This is a genomic window from Marinifilum flexuosum, assembly GCF_003610555.1.
Classification (GTDB): Bacteria; Bacteroidota; Bacteroidia; order Bacteroidales; family Marinifilaceae; genus Marinifilum; species Marinifilum flexuosum.
In genome coordinates, this window is sequence record NZ_RAPQ01000008.1 from 666,487 (window position 1) to 685,774 (window position 19,288).

At 34.7% G+C, this 19,288-nt stretch carries 17 protein-coding genes; 10 read left to right on the plus strand and 7 right to left on the minus strand.

The features are described from left to right. Positions 1 to 6 precede the first annotated feature (6 nt). Together BXY64_RS02825 and purE are read right to left on the minus strand one after the other, a co-directional pair. Positions 7 to 819, minus strand: coding sequence for a PorV/PorQ family protein (locus tag BXY64_RS02825; protein WP_120238450.1), 813 nt, complete (start codon positions 817 to 819; stop codon positions 7 to 9). A gap of 207 nt (positions 820 to 1,026) precedes the next feature. Continuing rightward, on the minus strand, positions 1,027 to 1,533 hold the full coding sequence (gene purE / locus BXY64_RS02830; RefSeq protein ID WP_120239737.1) for a 5-(carboxyamino)imidazole ribonucleotide mutase: 507 nt from the start codon (positions 1,531 to 1,533) through the stop codon (positions 1,027 to 1,029). A 292-nt stretch (positions 1,534 to 1,825) separates the two neighbouring features. Between purE and hpt the strand changes: the two genes are divergently transcribed. From hpt to BXY64_RS02865, 7 genes are all read left to right on the plus strand, one after another. Beyond that, positions 1,826 to 2,365, plus strand: a complete 540-nt coding sequence (hpt, locus tag BXY64_RS02835) for a hypoxanthine phosphoribosyltransferase (protein ID WP_120238451.1) — start codon at positions 1,826 to 1,828, stop codon at positions 2,363 to 2,365. 3 nt (positions 2,366 to 2,368) lie between these two features. Further along, the gene (locus BXY64_RS02840; RefSeq protein WP_120238452.1) at positions 2,369 to 2,974 is read left to right on the plus strand and encodes an adenylate kinase; all 606 of its coding nucleotides are present in this window, start codon (positions 2,369 to 2,371) and stop codon (positions 2,972 to 2,974) included. A gap of 13 nt (positions 2,975 to 2,987) precedes the next feature. Beyond that, positions 2,988 to 3,977: a GTPase ObgE gene (gene obgE / locus BXY64_RS02845; protein ID WP_120238453.1), complete on the plus strand. Its 990-nt coding sequence runs from the start codon at positions 2,988 to 2,990 to the stop codon at positions 3,975 to 3,977. 12 nt (positions 3,978 to 3,989) lie between these two features. Continuing rightward, positions 3,990 to 4,682: a phosphatase PAP2 family protein gene (locus tag BXY64_RS02850; RefSeq protein WP_120238454.1), complete on the plus strand. Its 693-nt coding sequence runs from the start codon at positions 3,990 to 3,992 to the stop codon at positions 4,680 to 4,682. 1,056 nt (positions 4,683 to 5,738) lie between these two features. Further along, complete coding sequence (locus tag BXY64_RS02855; RefSeq protein WP_120238455.1) at positions 5,739 to 7,571, plus strand: DNA topoisomerase IV subunit B; 1,833 nt, start codon at positions 5,739 to 5,741, stop codon at positions 7,569 to 7,571. A gap of 61 nt (positions 7,572 to 7,632) precedes the next feature. Continuing rightward, positions 7,633 to 10,251, plus strand: a complete 2,619-nt coding sequence (locus BXY64_RS02860; protein ID WP_120238456.1) for a DNA gyrase/topoisomerase IV subunit A — start codon at positions 7,633 to 7,635, stop codon at positions 10,249 to 10,251. Positions 10,252 to 10,290: 39 nt separating this feature from the next. Then, positions 10,291 to 10,818, plus strand: coding sequence for a shikimate kinase (locus tag BXY64_RS02865; RefSeq protein WP_120238457.1), 528 nt, complete (start codon positions 10,291 to 10,293; stop codon positions 10,816 to 10,818). Here BXY64_RS02865 and hxpB read toward each other — a convergent pair. Beyond that, the gene (gene hxpB, locus BXY64_RS02870) at positions 10,790 to 11,443 is read right to left on the minus strand and encodes a hexitol phosphatase HxpB (RefSeq protein ID WP_120238458.1); all 654 of its coding nucleotides are present in this window, start codon (positions 11,441 to 11,443) and stop codon (positions 10,790 to 10,792) included. The two genes, BXY64_RS02865 and hxpB, sit on opposite strands and share 29 nt — an antisense overlap. A gap of 144 nt (positions 11,444 to 11,587) precedes the next feature. Between hxpB and BXY64_RS02875 the strand changes: the two genes are divergently transcribed. Genes BXY64_RS02875 through BXY64_RS02885 form a run of 3 tightly spaced genes read left to right on the plus strand, consistent with a single transcriptional unit; the run spans position 11,588 to position 14,782 of the window. Further along, positions 11,588 to 12,517, plus strand: a complete 930-nt coding sequence (locus BXY64_RS02875) for an ATP-binding cassette domain-containing protein (RefSeq protein ID WP_120238459.1) — start codon at positions 11,588 to 11,590, stop codon at positions 12,515 to 12,517. Between the two features lie 7 nt (positions 12,518 to 12,524). Beyond that, on the plus strand, positions 12,525 to 13,250 hold the full coding sequence (locus BXY64_RS02880) for an ABC transporter permease subunit (RefSeq protein WP_120238460.1): 726 nt from the start codon (positions 12,525 to 12,527) through the stop codon (positions 13,248 to 13,250). 17 nt (positions 13,251 to 13,267) lie between these two features. Beyond that, entirely contained in the window at positions 13,268 to 14,782 is a 1,515-nt protein-coding gene (locus tag BXY64_RS02885) for a GldG family protein (protein ID WP_120238461.1), read from the plus strand. 357 nt (positions 14,783 to 15,139) lie between these two features. On the opposite strand, the gene BXY64_RS02890 is transcribed toward BXY64_RS02885, so the two are convergent. The 4 genes from BXY64_RS02890 to BXY64_RS02905 are packed head-to-tail and all read right to left on the minus strand — an operon-like array spanning position 15,140 to position 19,231. After that, complete coding sequence (locus tag BXY64_RS02890) at positions 15,140 to 16,828, minus strand: lytic transglycosylase domain-containing protein (protein WP_120238462.1); 1,689 nt, start codon at positions 16,826 to 16,828, stop codon at positions 15,140 to 15,142. A gap of 12 nt (positions 16,829 to 16,840) precedes the next feature. After that, the gene (locus tag BXY64_RS02895) at positions 16,841 to 17,506 is read right to left on the minus strand and encodes a DUF5683 domain-containing protein (RefSeq protein ID WP_147375878.1); all 666 of its coding nucleotides are present in this window, start codon (positions 17,504 to 17,506) and stop codon (positions 16,841 to 16,843) included. A 25-nt stretch (positions 17,507 to 17,531) separates the two neighbouring features. Then, positions 17,532 to 18,407 carry a ParB/RepB/Spo0J family partition protein gene (locus tag BXY64_RS02900; protein WP_120238464.1) on the minus strand — a complete coding sequence of 292 codons (876 nt, stop codon included), beginning with the start codon at positions 18,405 to 18,407 and terminating at the stop codon, positions 17,532 to 17,534. Positions 18,408 to 18,427: 20 nt separating this feature from the next. Beyond that, on the minus strand, positions 18,428 to 19,231 hold the full coding sequence (locus BXY64_RS02905; protein ID WP_120238465.1) for a ParA family protein: 804 nt from the start codon (positions 19,229 to 19,231) through the stop codon (positions 18,428 to 18,430). Positions 19,232 to 19,288: the final 57 nt, after the last annotated feature.

Below are 19,288 nucleotides of genomic sequence, written 5' to 3' on the forward strand. Positions count from 1 at the left end.
TTGGTCTTAAAATTGGAAACTAATATCGGCCGATGGAGTGTAGCCAAGAACAGGATGTCGCGAGAATGCAATGTTGGTTTTTAAGTTAGAGAAGTTATAGCCTATTCCGAGGCTTATAGAATTTGGGTGGTTGTATGCTCCGGCCCGAAAGAATAATTTTTCATTTACAGGGTATTCTATTCCTGCTTTTACTTGTAGGTTATCATCTATATTCTTTAATATTTCAGAGCTGATAATGGCTCCATTCGATAATTTCCATGAAATTCCAAATCTGCATATAGTTGGAATTTTATCATCGTAATCCCAGGTTTCGAATTTCTCCTGTGTAGGATTGGAAAGATGAAAGCCCATATAGAAATTGGAAGCAATTTCTGCTAACAATCCAAATTCGAATGTATACTTTGATTGTGATCCATATTCGGCATTAAGTTTTTTGCTAATTTGATTGAATTGTAAACCGGCCCAAAAGTGTTTTCCTAGGGCTCTTGAATATGAAAGTCCTATTTTAGACTCTTTATAAAGTTCAAAGCCGAATTGAGTGTAGTTACCGGAAAAGCATCCAAATTTACTTGGAATGTTGATGTAGAATGATTTGGTACTTAGTTCTTTGTTTGTGAATCTGTTTTCGTAGTAAGCACCTAAAGATTTTTTCTTTAATAATGCGAGACTAGCTTGGTTGTGGAAACCTGACCATTCATCGTAGAGTGCAACGGATGCATTTCCCATTGCAAAATAACGTGCTCCCGCAGGCCTGTTTTCATTCGAACAGAAAACCTTTATCGAGATGAATAAAAGAATAAATAATAAAATTTTGCGCATAGTATATTAAAAAAAAACTGTTTTACAGGATATTTACATACCAATGTCTAATAAGTTAAGCTTAAAAGCCTTGCCTTATTATGCGCTCTGATTTTTATTTACACTTATTTTGGTTGATTGAGTTCAAAATTCAAGTTAAATTAAAATAAAAAATCTGCATATCATAACGAAATGCAGATTTATTTCTATAAATAGGGTTTTGCTTTCCTAATTAGTCTTGTAATCGTATTTTACAGTCGATAATTCTTCGTTTGCTTTAACGATTTTTTCTTTCAATCCTTCTTTGAATTCAATTACAGCTTCCTGAAGATTTTCGTCACCTACCGCAAGAATTTGTGCTGCAAGAATACCTGCATTCATTGCACCGTTGATTCCAACTGTTGCTACAGGAATTCCTGGAGGCATTTGCGCGATACTTAAAAGAGCATCCATTCCATCAAGTGATGCCTTAATTGGTACACCGATTACTGGAATTGAAGTCATAGCTGCAATTACACCTGGAAGGTGAGCCGCCATTCCTGCTCCGGCAATGATTGCCTGAATACCGTTTTCTTTTGCGTTTTTAGCAAATTTTTCAACTTGCTCAGGTGTTCTGTGTGCAGATAATGCATTGATTTCGAAAGGAATTTTGAAATCGTTAAGAACTTTTGCTGCTTTTTCCATAACTGGCAGGTCTGATGTGCTGCCCATTATAATGCTAACTTTTGCTTTCATTTGGTTTTTTCGTGGATTTAATAAATAAAATGACAAAAAATTGTACTTTTGCAGCAAAATCAGGAATTGTTTTAATCCCAAAATGTGAACCTGCATCCGTCGCTAATTTTATAGCGTAAAAATGAAAAAAAAATATGTATGTTCCATGTGGAGTTGAAACATTTTTTATTTCCTGAAAAAAATAAGGATAAAATTACAATAACGATAGCTTAGGGCATTGCCTTAACCGCCCGATAACTCAGAAAAATTCTGACAGGGGAAGTCGGACAACTAAGACAAATATTAAAGACTAATGAAAACTGTAAAACTTCTTGATCGAGAATTTCGTGTATCAATTCCAGCAGAGGAAATTGACAAGGTAATTGCCCAAATGGCTGAAACAATGAATAAAGAATTGGCAGGAAAAGATCCTTTGTTCATTTGTATTTTAAATGGTTCATTCATGTTTGCATCAGATTTGATGAAGCAAATTACTGTTGAAAATGCACAAATCACTTTCATGCGTTTGTCATCTTACGAGGGAACAAGTACCACAGGTAAAGTGAAAAAATTAATGGGCTTTACTGAAGACTTGAAAGATCGTACAGTTGTATTATTAGAAGATATTGTGGATACTGGAATTACAATCTCGAATACTTTAGAGCAGATCAAAGATTACGAAGCAAAAGAGGTGTTGGTAGCAACAATGTTGTTCAAGCCAAAAGCTTTAATCAGAGATGTGAAATTACACTATGTAGGAATGGAAATTCCAAATGATTTTATTGTTGGTAGAGGTTTGGATTATGATGGAATTGGAAGAAACCTACCAGATATCTACACTGTAATTGATTAAATAATGTTGAATATTGTTTTGTTTGGACCTCCAGGTTCGGGAAAGGGGACGCAATCTAAATTAATACAAGATAGATTCGGTTTGATCCATCTTTCAACAGGAGATGTTTGCAGGGAGGAAATAAAGAAAGCTACACCGGAAGGGTTAGAAGCGAAAAGACTAATTGATGGGGGAAACTTTTTTCCAGATAAGTTGGCGTATCGCATTGTAGAGAAATTTATCGATTCGAATAACGAAGCGAGGGGTTTTGTGTATGATGGAATGCCTCGCCATGTTGGTCAGATTCCTGTTTTTGCAGATATGTTAGCCAAGAGAAACAGTATGGTTGATATTGTGGTTGAACTGAAGGTAGAAGAAGAGGAGTTGATTCAACGTTTGTTGAAAAGAGGAGAAACTTCGGGACGACCAGATGATAGCGGACGTGAAGTAATTGAAAAGCGTTTGCGAATTTATGATGATGTAACTGCGCCAATCGCAGAAGAATATAAAAAAGCAGGAGTTTACTTTTCTGTCGATGCAATGGGATCGATGGATGAAGTTTTAGACAGAATTTCGAAATTAATCGAAGAGAAATTGTCTATTAAGCCTGTACTTGCTAAGGTGCATTAGAAAATAACAAACTATGTCGGGATCTAATTTTGTTGATTACGTAAAGATTTTTTGTAGATCGGGAGCTGGAGGGAATGGTTCAACGCACCTTCATCGTGATAAGTTAACGATGAAAGGAGGTCCTGATGGTGGTGATGGTGGTCGTGGAGGTCACATCATTATTCGTGCAAATGCTCAGTTATGGACATTGATTCACCTGAAGTTTAGCCGTCACGTATTTGCTGGTGATGGTGGATCGGGAAGCCAGAGTAGAAGTACTGGATTCGATGGTGAAGATAAGGTGATTGAAGTGCCTTTAGGAACTGTAGCGCGTGATGCTGAAACCGGAGAAGTTATTTTCGATGTTACCGAGGATGGAGAGGAAAAAGTTTTGGTAAAAGGTGGTCGTGGAGGTCTGGGAAACTGGCATTTTAGATCATCTACCAACCAAACGCCAAGATATGCACAAACAGGTGAGGAGAGAGTTGAGCGTTCGGTTATTTTAGAGCTGAAAGTTCTTGCTGATGTTGGTTTGGTTGGATTTCCTAGTGTTGGTAAATCAACTTTACTTTCTGTTGTATCTGCAGCTAAACCAAAAATAGCGGAATACCACTTTACAACCTTGGTTCCTAATCTTGGAATTGTTGCTTATCGCGATGATCGTTCTTTTGTTATGGCCGATATTCCTGGAATTATTGAAGGAGCTCACGAAGGAAGAGGTTTGGGATTGCGCTTCTTACGTCATATCGAACGAAATTCAGTGCTTTTGTTTATGGTAGCTGCGGATAGTGATGACATACATAAGGAATACAAAATTTTGCTGAATGAATTGAAACAGTTCAATCCTGAGTTGTTGGATAAGCAGAGATTGCTTGCCATCACCAAGTCCGATATGTTAGATGAGGAGTTGATGGATGAAATTAAGCAGGATTTGCCGGATGTTCCATGTGTTTTTATATCTTCGGTGGCTCAAAAGGGAATCATGGAGCTTAAAGACATGATTTGGAAAGCAATTAACGAATAAAATATATAGTGAATGGATACCTTAATTCAATTGGATAAAGAGCTTTTTATGTGGTTTAATAGCCACAATACACCATTTTGGGATGTTGTAATGATGTTTTTTACCCGAAAAGAATTTTGGATTCCATTGTACCTTTTGCTTTTGTATCAGATTTACAAAGTAAAAGGAAAAGAAGCCATTTATTGGATTTTAGGTGCATTTTTACTTATATTTTTGTGCGACCAGATTTCTACTCAACTATTCAAAAATGTGTTTGAAAGATTTCGCCCAAGTCACGATCCTAGTTTGAAAGGAGTTGTAAATTTGGTTAGTGGTTATACAGGTGGTCGATATGGATTTGTATCCTCTCATGCAACAAATTCATTCGGTTTTGCACTCTTTACATCTCTACTATTTAGAAATAAATTATACACATTCTTCATATTTTCTTGGTCTTTATTGGTAGTTTATACCCGTGTTTATCTGGGAGTTCATTTTCCGGGTGATATCATTGGAGGAATGATTTTAGGATTGATCATTGGATACGGCGTTTATCGATTAATCAAATGGTTTTCCAACTCACGCAAAGGACCAATAACTCGAGGAAGACGAAACATTCAATCTCTTTCTTATTCTGCAGCCTGGTTGCTTTTAGGAGTTGCTTCTTTCGAAATCATTACCATTTGCTTGGTGGTAAGAAAACTGTTGAAATACGGCTTGTTTTAGAAATCGGTTAAATTTATCGACTGTCAAAAGGAGTAGCAAACTCCGGTTTGTAGGAAATTACTCTTGAAATTTGCTCAGAAACTCCGATCAGTCTATTCTCACTCTAGAGGAGAAGTTAGAAATCCGGAGTAGCGAAATTTGCCTTGTAAATTGGATTGAGAAAGCCAGATTTGTAAAATTCCAGTGTGAAATCCTTTCAGAAACTCAGATTAATCCATTTTCATTGTAAAAAAGGAGTAAAATAAGCTGGAGAAATACAATTTACATTGAAAATAGGAGTGGGAAATATAGATTTCTAAAATTTAACCTGAAAATTCTATCAGAAACTCAGATTTTTCCTTTTTCACTCTAAAAAAGAGTGAGAAATCCAGATAAATGAAAATAAAATTGAAAAATGGAAGTAAGAAATCGAGATTTTAGAAATTTCAATATAAAACGCTTTCAGAAGAACAGTTTACTTGTGTTTTAAAGGGAAAAAGCTTTGCGAAACTTAGTTTTATAGAAAATACCATTGAAAATCGACTCAGAAATTCAGATTTGGAAAAAAACAAGCAAAATTACATCCAGAAATATGACGGACTCTAATGTTCCATTTAAGAACTCTTGGAAACTCATATTTTTGAAAAAACGGAATGTAATTTCATTCCAATGAAATGGTGGTAAGCTGATAGAATTTTATTCTCAGGGTATTTCTTCAGGCATAAAAAAAACATGGAAATGAAACATGAAAAATGAGGACCAAGCAGATCATTTTTACTTTTTTATTATCCATTCATAGTCATGCTTCGATAGCTTGATTTAATGTCGATTTAGGTTTTAAATTTTGTATTTCTCATGATTATGGTTAAGTTTAAGTGTTGAAATTTATTAAATTTAGAGCTTGTGTTAATTTGGAATGAATTTGATTTTTAATTCATTTAAATTGATTTTTAGAGAAATAAGTTTTCACTATTGTTTTCTGAACGTATGATTCCTCTTGTCTTTTAACAGGCTGTTGATAAACTACTTTCTTAGGAATCGTTCTTTTAGCTATATTTGTAAAAACGCGAAATTTTCATGACTGCAAAATATTCTGAAGACTCAATACGTACACTCGACTGGAAAGAACACATCCGTAAACGTCCCGGGATGTATATCGGGAAATTAGGTGATGGATCTTCCCACGACGATGGTATCTACATTTTATTAAAAGAAGTAATTGATAACTCCATTGACGAATTTGCAATGGGTATTGGTAAGTCGATAGAAGTTACCATTACCGATCGTATCGTTACTGTTCGAGATTATGGACGTGGAATTCCATTAGGAAAGGTTATCGATGTTACATCTAAAATGAATACTGGGGCCAAATACGATTCAAAAGCTTTTAAAAAGTCTGTAGGATTAAATGGTGTAGGTATTAAGGCTGTGAATGCCTTGTCTGATGAATTTATTATTGAGTCCTTTCGCGAAGGAGAAGTTAAGAAAGCTCAATTTTCGAGGGGTGTACTTATAAAGGAAGAAGAAGTACAGCCAAGCGAAGAAAAGAATGGTGTTAAAATCACTTTTCATCCCGATGAGGAGATGTTTCCGAATTATAGATATATTTCGGAATACATCGAAACCATGCTGAAGAATTACGTGTATTTGAATGCAGGTCTTTCGATATACTTTAACGGAGAAAGATTCCTTTCAAGAAATGGTTTATTGGATCTTCTGACTGAGAATATGAATTCAGAAGGTTTGTACAACATTGTACACATGAAAGGTGATGATATTGAAATCGCACTTACTCATGGTCGTCAGTATGGCGAAGAGTATTACTCTTTCGTAAACGGACAGCATACAACCCAGGGAGGAACGCATCTTGCAGCATTTCGTGAAGCCGTAGTAAAAACGATTCGCGATTTTTACAAGAAAGATTTCGATACTTCGGATATTAGAACTTCAATTATTGCTGCAATTAGTATCAAAGTTGAAGAGCCTGTATTTGAATCGCAAACCAAAACCAAATTAGGTTCTAAAGATATTGGTCCAAATGGACCATCGGTTCGTAATTTCATTATGGATTTTGTGACTTCTAACTTGGATAACTATTTGCACAAAAATCCAGAGGTTGCAGATATCTTGCATAAAAAGATCCTTGAAAATGAGAAAGAGCGAAAAGCCATTTCAGGAATCAAGAAAATTGCAAAGGAAAGAGCTAAAAAGGCCAACCTTCACAATAGAAAATTGCGCGATTGCAGGGTTCACTTTAACTCTAAGCATGAATCAAAATCGGAAACTTCTATTTTTATCACCGAGGGTGATTCGGCAAGTGGATCGATTACAAAATCAAGAAATGTAAACATGCAAGCTGTATTTAGCTTGAAGGGGAAGCCATTAAATACATATGGATTAACCAAGAAGATTGTTTACGAAAATGAAGAATTTAATTTGCTGCAAGCAGCCTTAAATATTGAAGATGGTATGGAAGGATTGCGTTACAACAACGTAATTATTGCAACGGATGCCGATGTGGATGGTATGCACATCAGATTGTTGTTGATTACCTTCTTCCTTCAATTCTTTCCGGATTTGGTAAGAGGAGGACATCTTTACATTTTACAAACGCCTTTGTTTAGAGTAAGAAACAAGAAAAAAACTTATTATTGTTACTCTGATGAAGAAAGAGAAAAGGCAATTAAACGTTTGGGTGCAAAGCCCGAAATTACACGATTTAAGGGATTAGGTGAAATTTCGCCGGACGAATTCAAAAACTTTATTGGAAAAGACATAAGACTAGATCCTGTTGTGATGAAAAAAGATGATTCTGTTTCCGATATGTTAGAATTCTATATGGGAAAAAATACTCCTAAAAGACAGGAATTTATCATCGAGAATTTATATGTTGAGAAAGACGAATTGTAATCGTTGATATCCCCAAATCAGCAAATCGAATAACTTAAACCATTAAACCCAAAAAATCTCTATGAGTAGCGAAGAGAGACAAGATATGGAGAATCCGGAGGAGTTGGACAACGAGTTGAATGGCAAACAATCGGAAGCCATGAGAAATGTTACCTACTTAAAGGGTATGTATCAGGATTGGTTTCTTGATTATGCATCATATGTAATCCTGGAACGTGCAGTACCTTATGTGAATGATGGATTAAAACCGGTTCAGCGTAGGATTTTGCACGCCATGAAACAATTGGACGATGGTCGTTATAATAAGGTAGCGAACATTATTGGTAATACCATGCAGTATCACCCTCACGGCGATGCCTCAATTGGTGATGCATTGGTTCAGTTGGGACAAAAAGATTTGTTGATCGATACTCAGGGAAACTGGGGAAATATACTTACTGGTGACTCTTCGGCAGCTCCTCGTTATATTGAGGCTCGCCTATCAAAGTTTGCATTAGAGGTTTTATTCAATCCTAAAACCACGAACTGGAAACTTTCCTACGATGGTAGAAACAAGGAGCCAATTACGCTTCCTGTTAAATTTCCATTATTGCTGGCTCAAGGAGTAGAAGGGATCGCTGTTGGTTTGGCTTCAAAAATACTACCTCACAACTTTAATGAATTAATTCAGGCTTGTATTGCTTATCTTAAGGAGGAGGAATTTGAGCTTTATCCTGATTTTCCAACTGCTGGAATGATTGAGGTGAGTCGTTACAACGATGGCTTAAGAGGTGGTGCGGTTAAGGTTCGTGCCAGAATAGAGAAGGTTGATAACAAGACATTAAAGATATCTGAGATTCCTTATGGTAAGACAACTACCAGTCTTATTGATTCAATCATTAAAGCCAATGATAAGGGAAAAATCAAGATTAAGAAGATTGATGATAATACAGCTGCCGATGTTGAAATTTTAATTCACCTGGCAAATGGTATTTCTTCAGATAAAACCATTGATGCACTGTATGCATTTACCGATTGTGAAACATCAATTTCTCCAAATGCATGTATTATTGAAGATGATACACCAAAATTTATTGGAGTATCGGAAATTCTTAAGCGATCAGCCGACAATACCGTTGCTCTGCTGAAATTAGAGCTTGAAATACGTAAACGTGAGCTTGAGGAAGCATGGCATTATGCATCATTGGAAAGAATCTTTATTGAAAATAGAATCTATCGCGATATTGAGGAATGTGAAACATGGGAATCGGTACTTGAAACCATTGATGAAGGATTAAAGCCCCATACACAGCATTTAATGCGTGCTGTTACTCAGGATGATATCGTTCGCTTAACAGAGATTAAGATTAAAAGAATTTCTAAGTTTGATATCGATAAGGCAAAAGATTTCATTCAGTCTATCGAGGATGAGATCGAAGAAATTAAGGTTCACATTGCTAATATTATTCCTTTTACAATTCGTTATTTCCAGGCAATTAAAAAGAAATACGGAAAAGGAAAAGAGAGAAAAACAGAAATCAGAAGCTTCGAGAATATTGTTGCAACTAAGGTTGTTGTTGCAAATCAAAAACTATACATCAATCGCGAAGATGGTTTCATGGGAACCGGCTTGAAGAAAGATGAATATGTATGTGAATGCTCGGATATTGATGATATTATTGTTTTTAGAAAAGATGGTACCTATTTCGTGACCAAAGTTTCTGAAAAATCATTTATAGGTAAAAATATTCTTCACCTTACAGTCTTCCGTAAAAACGATAAAAGAACCATTTACAATGTAGCTTATCGTGACGGACGTGGTGGAATTTGCTATGTAAAACGTTTCTCGGTAACAAGTATTACTCGTGACAAAGAGTATGATTTAACCAAAGGAACAGCAGGTTCAAGAATTCTTTATTTCACAGCCAATCCAAATGGAGAAGCAGAAATTATTAGAGTAGTTCTTAAGCCGAAACCAAGATTAAAGAAATTAAACTTTGAGTTTGATTTTGCTGAATTGGCTGTTAAAGGGCGTGCATCAATGGGAAATATTCTTTCCAGAAATGATGTGCACAAGATTAGCTTGAAACATGAAGGAGTTTCAACCCTGGGAGGTCGTAAAATTTGGTTCGATCCGGATGTTTTGCGTCTGAATACCGATCAGCGAGGAGATTTCTTGGGAGAATTTATGGGAGATGATAGAATTCTTGTGGTTAGCAGACCATCTACTTTCCATTTTACCAGCTTCGATTTAAGCAATCATTATTCGGATAAGATCAGTATTATTGAAAAATTTGATGCGGAGAAAGTATGGTCTGCTGTATTCTACGATGCAGATCAGGAATATTGGTATTTGAAGAGATTTACCATGGAAGGAAATGGTAAACCAACCGGTTTTGTGGGTGATAATCCAGAGAACAAATTATTGATTCTTACTGATGAAAAACATCCGAGGTTCGAAGTTTCGTTTAAAGGCAAAAATGAAGATAGACCAAACGAAATTATAGAAGGAGAGGAGTTTATTGGAGTAAAATCATATAAGGCAAGAGGAAAACGATTAAGTATATATGAAATTGCCGACATTAAAGAAATTGAACCTCTTCCAAGAGAGAATGAAATAAAAGAGGAAGAGGTAGAAAGTGAAGCAGTTGATGAGCTTACAGTTGAAGATGGTAAAAATAAAATTGAATTAAATATGTAATTGCACAGGTGTCTTAGACACCTGTTTTTTCTTATAGTTATGCGAATATTTTTAGTAGGATATATGGGGAGTGGAAAATCGAGATGGGGTAAAATGATAGCCAATCATTATGGGCTTCGTTTTATCGATTTAGATACTCATATTGAAGAACGAGAAGGAATTACAATTCCCGAAATATTTGCAAAATACAATGAGGAAGGATTTCGTGAGAGAGAGAAAAGAGCTTTGCAGTCTATTGGCGATATCGACAATGTAATTATTGCTACAGGAGGAGGAGCTCCTTGTTTTAATAATAATATGCAAGAAATGAATTCTTTGGGAGAAACGCTTTATATTGAGGGAACTCCTGAATTGTTGCGCGATCGAATTACAAGTTCTAAAACAGAGCGTCCTCTTGTGAAAAATTACTCTCAAGATGAATTGTTGGAATACATACAGAATCACCTTAACTCAAGAAAGCCTTTTTATGAACAGGCAAAGTATAAAATTGTAACTGGAGATTTAGAGTTAGAAAACTTTATTCAAATTTTAGATCCAATTATAAACTCTCTAAATCAGCAAGTTTAAATTCATTTAGATTATTTAGGATTTTATTGGAAATAATGAATTTTCTTAAATTCAATGCTCCTGATTCAGGAATAGCAAAACACTTCATATTTGCAGCCAAAGCCGATATAACGCCATTTAAAGAGTCTTCGAATACAAGGCATTCATTTGGATTTACACCAAGCATTTTTGCGGTTGAAATAAATATTTGTGGATGAGGTTTGCCATATTCTTCGTACTCTGCAGAATGAACAACTTCAAAATATTCTCGAATGTTCAATTTGTCTAATACAGCCTCAATAATTTTCATTTTTGATGAGGAAGCCAAACCTACTTTTATCGATGAATTTTTTAGGTTTTCCAAAACATTATACACACCTGTTAAAGCTTTTCCTTTTTCTTTAACCAGCTTAATTACATTGTTTACGATAGTATCAACAACTTCAGTTTTGCTTTTGTGATTCCAGGTTTGAATTTCCCACATGGCATCTACAACTTCATCAATTCTTTTTCCCATGAAAATTTCAAACATTTCTTTGCTTGTGTTAATTCCCAATGAATTGAATACAAGGTTTTCACTCTCCTGCCAAAAGGGTTCAGAATCAATTAGTAACCCATCCATATCAAAAATCACGGCTTTAATCATGTGGCAAAAGTAGTATTTTTTTATATGATATTTTAAATTGATAGATTTTATCAAATTGTTAATAATTGTTAAATCACTGACTACCTAACTAAAGAAAAGTCGATTTTTTTAAATTTGTTAGATACCAAATGAAAGTTACTAAATATGGATATAGTTGTTGAGCATCTGACCAAAAGATATGGACCTCAAAAAGCTGTGGACAATGTTTCTTTTCGCGTAAAGGGAGGAGAAGTGTTGGGCTTTTTAGGGCCGAATGGTGCAGGAAAGACAACCACGATGAAAGCAATTTCCTGTTATATTAACCCCGATGAGGGAGATGTTAAAGTGGGAGGTTATTCTATAAAAGAGCATCCTGAAATAATAAAGAAGAATATTGGCTATTTACCTGAAAATAATCCTCTTTATCAGGATATGAATATTATTGATTTTTTAGAGTTTATTGCTAAAATTCATGGTATTCCTAAATACTTGATACCCGAGCGTATTTTGGATATGGTTCGAATTTGTGGGCTTGAAGGAGAAAAGCATAAGTTGATTAGTGAACTTTCCAAAGGATATCAGCAAAGGGTTGGTTTGGCTCAGGCTTTAATTCACGATCCTGAAATTTTGATATTAGATGAGCCTACTACAGGATTAGATCCCAATCAAATTGTTGAAATTAGAGAACTAATAAAACGAATTGGGAAGGAAAAAACAGTAATTCTAAGTTCTCATATCCTTGCAGAAGTAGAAGCTACTTGTGACCGAATCTTAATCATTAACAATGGTAGAATTGTTGTTGATGGTACAGCTGAGGACTTAAGAAAACAAGCTGCAGGGAATGAAATTTTAAAGTTGGGAATTCAAGGTGGTGATGTAAATGATATTTTCGAAAATTTATTGAATTTGGAAACGGTTGATTCTGTTGATTTCATTGATATCGATAAACAATTGTTTGAGGTACAGTCACTGAAGGAGGAAACTTCGGTAAAGGCTATTTTTGACTTATGTGTCCAAAACAATTACTATATTTCGGAATTAACACCAACCGAGAAAAAATTGGAAGATATTTTCCGTCAGTTAACTCTTCATTAATAGATTTATGAAGCAAATTTTACACATTGCATATCGAGAACTGAATTCTTTTTTTGATTCACTTACAGCCTATGTATTAATTGTGATATTTCTTGGCTTTAGTGGATTTTTTACCTGGATTTACGGTGCTGATGTATTCTTTTTAGGGCAGGCAAGTCTTGACACGTTTTTTACTGTAGCCTATTGGAGTTTGTTTATTTTCATTCCAGCATTAACCATGAGATCTATTGCGGGAGAGTTAAAGGCCGGTACATTAGAGTTATTGCTTACCAAACCAGTAAGCGATTGGCAATTAATTTTAGGGAAGTTTTTGTCGACATTTTTTCTTATTGGAATAGCTTTAACACCTACATTGTTCTACTATTTTACTTTGTGGGGAATTGGTCCAGTTGATCATTCGGCTATTGTGTTAGGCTATTTAGGATTACTTTTAATGAGTATGGTATATATAAGTATTGGATTGTTAACTAGCTGTTTGTTTTCGAATCCAATTGTTGCTTCTTTAACCGCAATGTCAATTGGTATATTTTTCCATATCATTTTTGATGTTTTGGCTGCAAATTTTGTTGGATTTACTGGAAGTGTGTTCAGTTTTTTGAGTTTATCTACACATTTTGAGTCAATTACTCGTGGTGTTGTTGATACAAAAGATTTAATCTATTTCTTTTCAATTTCGTTCTTTTGTTTGTATTCGTCTAAAATGATTCTTTCGAATAGAAACCTTCAAGTATAATGTGTTAGATATTAAATATGATAAAAAGAAGAAAAGTTATATATAATATTTTAATGGTAGCTGGTTTGTTGATTGTGTTGAATTCACTTTCATCAATGTTTTTTCTTAGAGCAGATTTTACCGAAGATAAAAGATATACCTTAGATCGTTCTACAAAACGTATCCTAAAAGAGGTAAATGAGCCAATCATTATCACTTTATATATTTCTGAAGATTTACCAACAGATGTTAATAGAACCGTTAAGGATTTAAAAAACTTACTAACGGAATATAGTCATTACAGCAATCGAAAAATCGATTTTGAATATATCAATCCAAATAAAAACGAAGAACTTGAACAAGAAGCTATAGAAGCTGGAATTCACCCTGTACCTCTAGAAGTTAGAGAGAAAGATCAGTTAAAGGTTCAAAGAGTGTTTTTAGGCATGGTAATACAGGTGGGTAACGAGTTTGAAGCAATTCCTTTAATAAAACCTGGAATTGCGATGGAGTATACTTTGTCTACGTTGATTAAGAGGTTAACTATTAAAGATAAGCCTCAAATTGGTTATATAATGGGACATGGAGAGCCGGAATTTGCTGCAATTGAACAAGTATTGGATGAATTATCAATATTATATGATGTAAAACCAGTTTATCTTCTAGCAGAACCTGATTTGGAAAAATATGAGTGTTTGATGTTGATTGGCCCTACTGGTACAATTTCTCCAACTCAATTGGGAAGCCTTGATAACTATCTTGAAAAAGGAGGATCGTTGATGATTGCGATGGAACGTGTTAGGGGAATGCTGAATGATGGTATAGGAGTTACAGTTAACACAGGTTTGGAAAAATGGCTTGAGAATAAAGGGTTATATGTTGAGGATTCTTTTGTTGTTGATAAAAAGTGTGGTACAGTAACAGTGCAGCAACAAGGATTTTTCTCATTTCCACAACAAATTAATTTTCCATTTTTACCTGTCATTTCTCAATTTACAAATCATAGCATAACAGATGGTATTGAAACACTGATTTTGCAATTTGCTAGTCCGATAAAGTATGTTGGAGATACTTTAATGAATTATCAACCATTGGCCTATACATCAAAGATATCAGGTAAATTAAAAGCGCCGATTAGCTTTAATATTGGTAGAAATTGGAGGGCACAAGATTTTCTATATCCAGATTTAACTGTTGCTGCAACTTTATCTGGACCGATGGGAGGAGAGGAAGATGCTAAGATTTGTTTAATTGGCGACGGTAACTTTATTGTAAATGGATTTGGTGCAAATAAAATTTCAATTCAAAAAGATAACATTAATCTTTTTGCAAATGCTATAGATTGGCTTTCAGATGACTCTGGATTAATGAGTTTGAGAACAAAAGGAGTGTTGTCTAGACCGTTGAAAGAAATTTCTGAAGGGAAAGTGTTTATGATTAAGTACTTTAACTTTTTGATTCCAGTAGTGCTTTTAATTGTTTATGGAGTAATACGATTTAAACGAAGAAGCAACAGAAGAAGTAAAAGGATGCGACCTGGATTTATTAAATAATGAAGGAAATTCATTGTTCCCGGCTTCCGGCAAATCGGGGAAAGATTTAACCGGAAGCTAATTAGCATATCAATGAATCGGGGAACAAATAAAAACTTGCAGTTTTTATTTATCGAAAGCAATTTAATTATATTAAGGTCACTAATCAAAAAAAATCTTCATTAGCCTATAAGGTTACACTTGAAATATAATGTAAGTTGCAGTATATTAATATTATCCGATATTGTAGGCTTTGTTAATTTAAAAACAATTTAAATAACTTAACTGGCTGTGTGTTTATAAATTAGTGGAATTTGTTTATAAGCCCCATAAAAAAAGCGAAGATATTTCTTCGCTTTTTTTATGGAGTTCATAAGATTAACTCTTTCGTTTGATTCTTAATTTTTGCCCTACTTTAAGACTTTTGGCATCATTAATATTATTCAATTTCATAATATCGAAGTTCGAAACCCCAGGGAATTTTTTAGCAATTGTCCAGAAATTATCACCACTTCGTACCGTATAGTAAACATACGATCCATCTATTTTTTCAGGTGTATTTGTAGCAGCAACAGCAGTGCTTGTGGGACTTACTTTTTTCCCCAATGTAGCTTGTTTTTGAGCATAGCTCATGCTGTTGAAGCTTTGGTAATAATCAGCTTTAGATTTAGGAACATAAACTACCAGTTTTTGTCCTACTTTAATTAAGTTTCTTCTGATGTTATTCCAGTATCGCAAGTCTGAAGTTCTAATGTGAAACCATGAAGCAATCAAACCTACTGCATCACCAGGCTTTACTTTGTAGTATACCTTAGCCTTGTTTTTCGGTGTTACATGAGCAAATTTTTGATACCTGTCCCTAGGATTAACAACCTTATCCTTTTGGCTGAAATAATAATCCTTCTTGTATGCAAAAATTGAATCTTGCATATCGATGAATTTTGAGGTTAATTTTAACGGAAGTTTAAGGGAATATGCTTTTCCTCCAGGTAAAATATCAGCTCGATATTGTGGATTTAAATCTCTTAATTGTTCATTAGGAATATTAATTACTTTCGAAACTTGATCAAAATGTAAAGTTTCATTAATCATTAATGTATCGCAAGCAATTGGGAAATTCGATTTCTTTGGATAAAGATTGTGTTCTTTGTGGTAATTGAAAGTATATATTGCAGCAATAAAAGCTGGAACATATCCTCTGGTTTCACGAGGTAGTCGATAATAAATATCCCAATAATTTCTTTTACCTCCACTGCGTCTAATGGCTTTGTTAACATTTCCAGGACCACAATTGTAAGCAGCAATTACCAAATGCCAATTGCCGTATACTTTGTACATATCTTTTAAATATTTAACCGCAGCATAACTCGATTTTACCGGATCTCTTCTTTCATCAACAAAAGAGTTGATGTTTAGTTTGTACATGCGACCTGTTCCATACATAAATTGCCATAAACCACTAGCTCCTGCACGAGATAATGCTTTAGGGTTTAATGCGGATTCAATAATTGGAAGGTATTTTAGTTCCTGAGGTAAGCCTTCTTTATCTAGAATTTCTTCGAAAATCGGGAAATAATATTCCGATAATCCCATCATGTATTCAACCTGAGATCTTCTTTTTTCGGAATATAGTTTGATGTAGTTTTTAACGATTTTGTTGTAAGATAAATCGATTAATGAAGGGATTTGTTTTAAGCGATCGATGTAAACAGAATCACTTAAAGTGACATTGGTATTTACTTTCTGTGCACTGTAATGAGAATCTGTGTTTTTGATATACCAACGATGTAATAGGCTATCCAGATTACTTGAAAAATTAGTATTGATATTATCATCTAAATCGTAACGAACATCAACATTGTTCAATTTTAGAAATGCTAGGGTATCTGTTTCTGATTCAGGTTCGCTTGCAGCAATTTCAGAGCTCACAGTATCTAAATCAGATAAAGTATTTTCAATTACTACTTGCTCTTCCTTAATATTTTGTTTTACAGATGGCTTAATTGTACTGCATGCCAATGCAGTTACCGATAAAATTATGGGTATAAAAAAAATCTTTCTTCTCATTGTCTCTCTCGTCTAAAAAGTAATTTGGCATCTAAATCCAAGCGTATTGCCCGTAAAGGCTGAGTAGCTTACTGCTGGTTCTACCCTAATAGTAAGTTCTTCGTTCACATTAAAATTCATTAAATGTGCATCAACGGCAGCATCAATGATATTAAATACGTAAACTCCGGCTAAAATGATATAGCTGAGGTCTCTGTCGTGTTTGTAGGAGTCTTTATTGTTTTGTAATTGTGTTTTGAACCAATTATCAAAGCTAGCTGAAGAATTTTCAAAGTCGAATCCATCGGTATAAAGGCCTTCATAACTTTTCGAATCAGGCTCAGGGATAGGAGTTTCTAAATCAGGAGACTGATATTTATAGTCATAGTATAGAGAAAAATCCCTAAATCCATCCTTGTATTTGTTAAAGTTTTTGGTATTCCAGTTAATCGCGTAAATGGTAGCACCAATTCCAGCATAAAGGATAGGAATTTTCCAGTACTTTTTATTGTATGCCTGACCTAAACCTGGTAGTATTACCGAATACATTGTAGCCTTATGAGGAGAGTGTATCTTAACACTTGATTCCACCTGTACGGTATCTGCAGTAAATTTCTGAGCCTGAACTTGTGTGTTTCCAGCTAAGATAAAAACGAGCAATACCGCCACTGTACTTAAAAGTGGGCGTAAATTGTTCAATTTTAATTGTTTTATGTGTTACTATTTACGAATTCATTTGATCCATAACGGCCAAAATACGCTCTAAATCATCGTCCGATTTAAATGGGATAATGATTTTTCCTTTACCGTTATTGGTACGTTTTAAATCAACTTTAGTTTTAAAATGTTGCGAAAGATGGTCTTTTAATGACTCATACTCTTTAGGCAATGAAGTTTTGGAAGGAGCTTTTTTCTCCTTACTGCCTTTGTTCAATTCACGAACCAATTCCTCAACTTTTCTTACCGAGAAATCATTCTCAACGGTTAGTTTAAAGATGTCAAGTTGAGATTTAGGATCGTCAACATTTACAAGAGCTCTTGCATGCCCCATAAGAAGCCTTTTCTCGCGAATTCCTTTTTGGATTTCAGCAGGTAGTTTAAGTAATCGTAAATAGTTGGATATGGTTGAGCGTTTTTTTCCGACACGTTCGGATAAACTCTCTTGTGTTAGTTTAATTTCATCAATTAATCTTTGATAACTAATGGCAACTTCAATAGAATCAAGATCTTCACGTTGAATATTTTCAACCAATGCTAATTCCAACATTTTGTCGTCATCAGCAAGGCGAATATATACAGGAACACTATTTAAACCTGCAATTTTAGCGGCTCTAAATCGGCGTTCCCCGGCAATAAGCTGGTAAGAATTATTATTGATTTTACGCACCGTTAACGGCTGTACAATACCTAATTCTTTAATAGATTGGGCAAGTTCATTTAAAGCTTCCTCGTCAAACTTTGTTCTAGGTTGGTAAGGATTGGCTTCGATTTTGGAAATTTCAATTTCGTTGCTTACACTTTTTTCTGGTCTTGCCTGTACTTCATCAACGTCGTCGATTAATGCACCTAATCCCCTTCCTAATGCGCTTTTTTTTGCCATGTTACTCTTTCAATATTATATTATTCGCTGATAATCTTTTCTTTATTACTCATTTTGGTCATGTTGTTGTTCTGCAACAATTCGCGAGCCAAATTTAAGTAATTAATTGCACCTGCCGAGTCTGCATCGTAAAGAATTGCAGGTTTTCCGTAACTTGGAGCTTCTCCAAGTTTGGTATTTCGTTGAATAATGGTTTCAAATACCATATCCTGGAAATGTTTTCGAACTTCGCTAACTACTTGGTTTGATAGTCTTAAGCGGCTATCGTACATGGTTAAAAGGAAACCTTCAATTTCCAATTCGGTATTTAAACGGGATTGAATGATTTTAATTGTGTTTAAAAGTTTACCAAGACCTTCCAATGCAAAATATTCACACTGCACAGGTATGATAACTGAGTCAGCTGCCGTAAGTGCATTGACAGTTATTAAACCTAATGATGGAGAACAGTCGATCAAAATAAAATCATAATCAGGACTTACCTTTTTTAATACATTCGAAAGTATTTTTTCACGATTTGATAGGTTGAGCATTTCAATTTCAGCACCAACCAAATCAATGTGAGAAGGAATAATATCAAAGCCTTCAATATCACTTGTAAGAACTGCGTCTTTCGGATTAATTCCGTCAACTATACATTCATAAATGCTATTTTCGATAGAACGAACATCATAACCTATTCCTGATGTTGAATTAGCCTGTGGATCAGCATCAATAATCAGTACCTTATATTCCAAAACGGCAAGGCTCGAAGCCAGGTTGATAGCCGTAGTGGTTTTCCCAACCCCTCCTTTTTGGTTCGCCAGAGCAATAATTTTAGCCATAAACAATTCTAATTACAAGGATTTAAATTAATTTTTTTGATGTAGTTCCAAAGATAC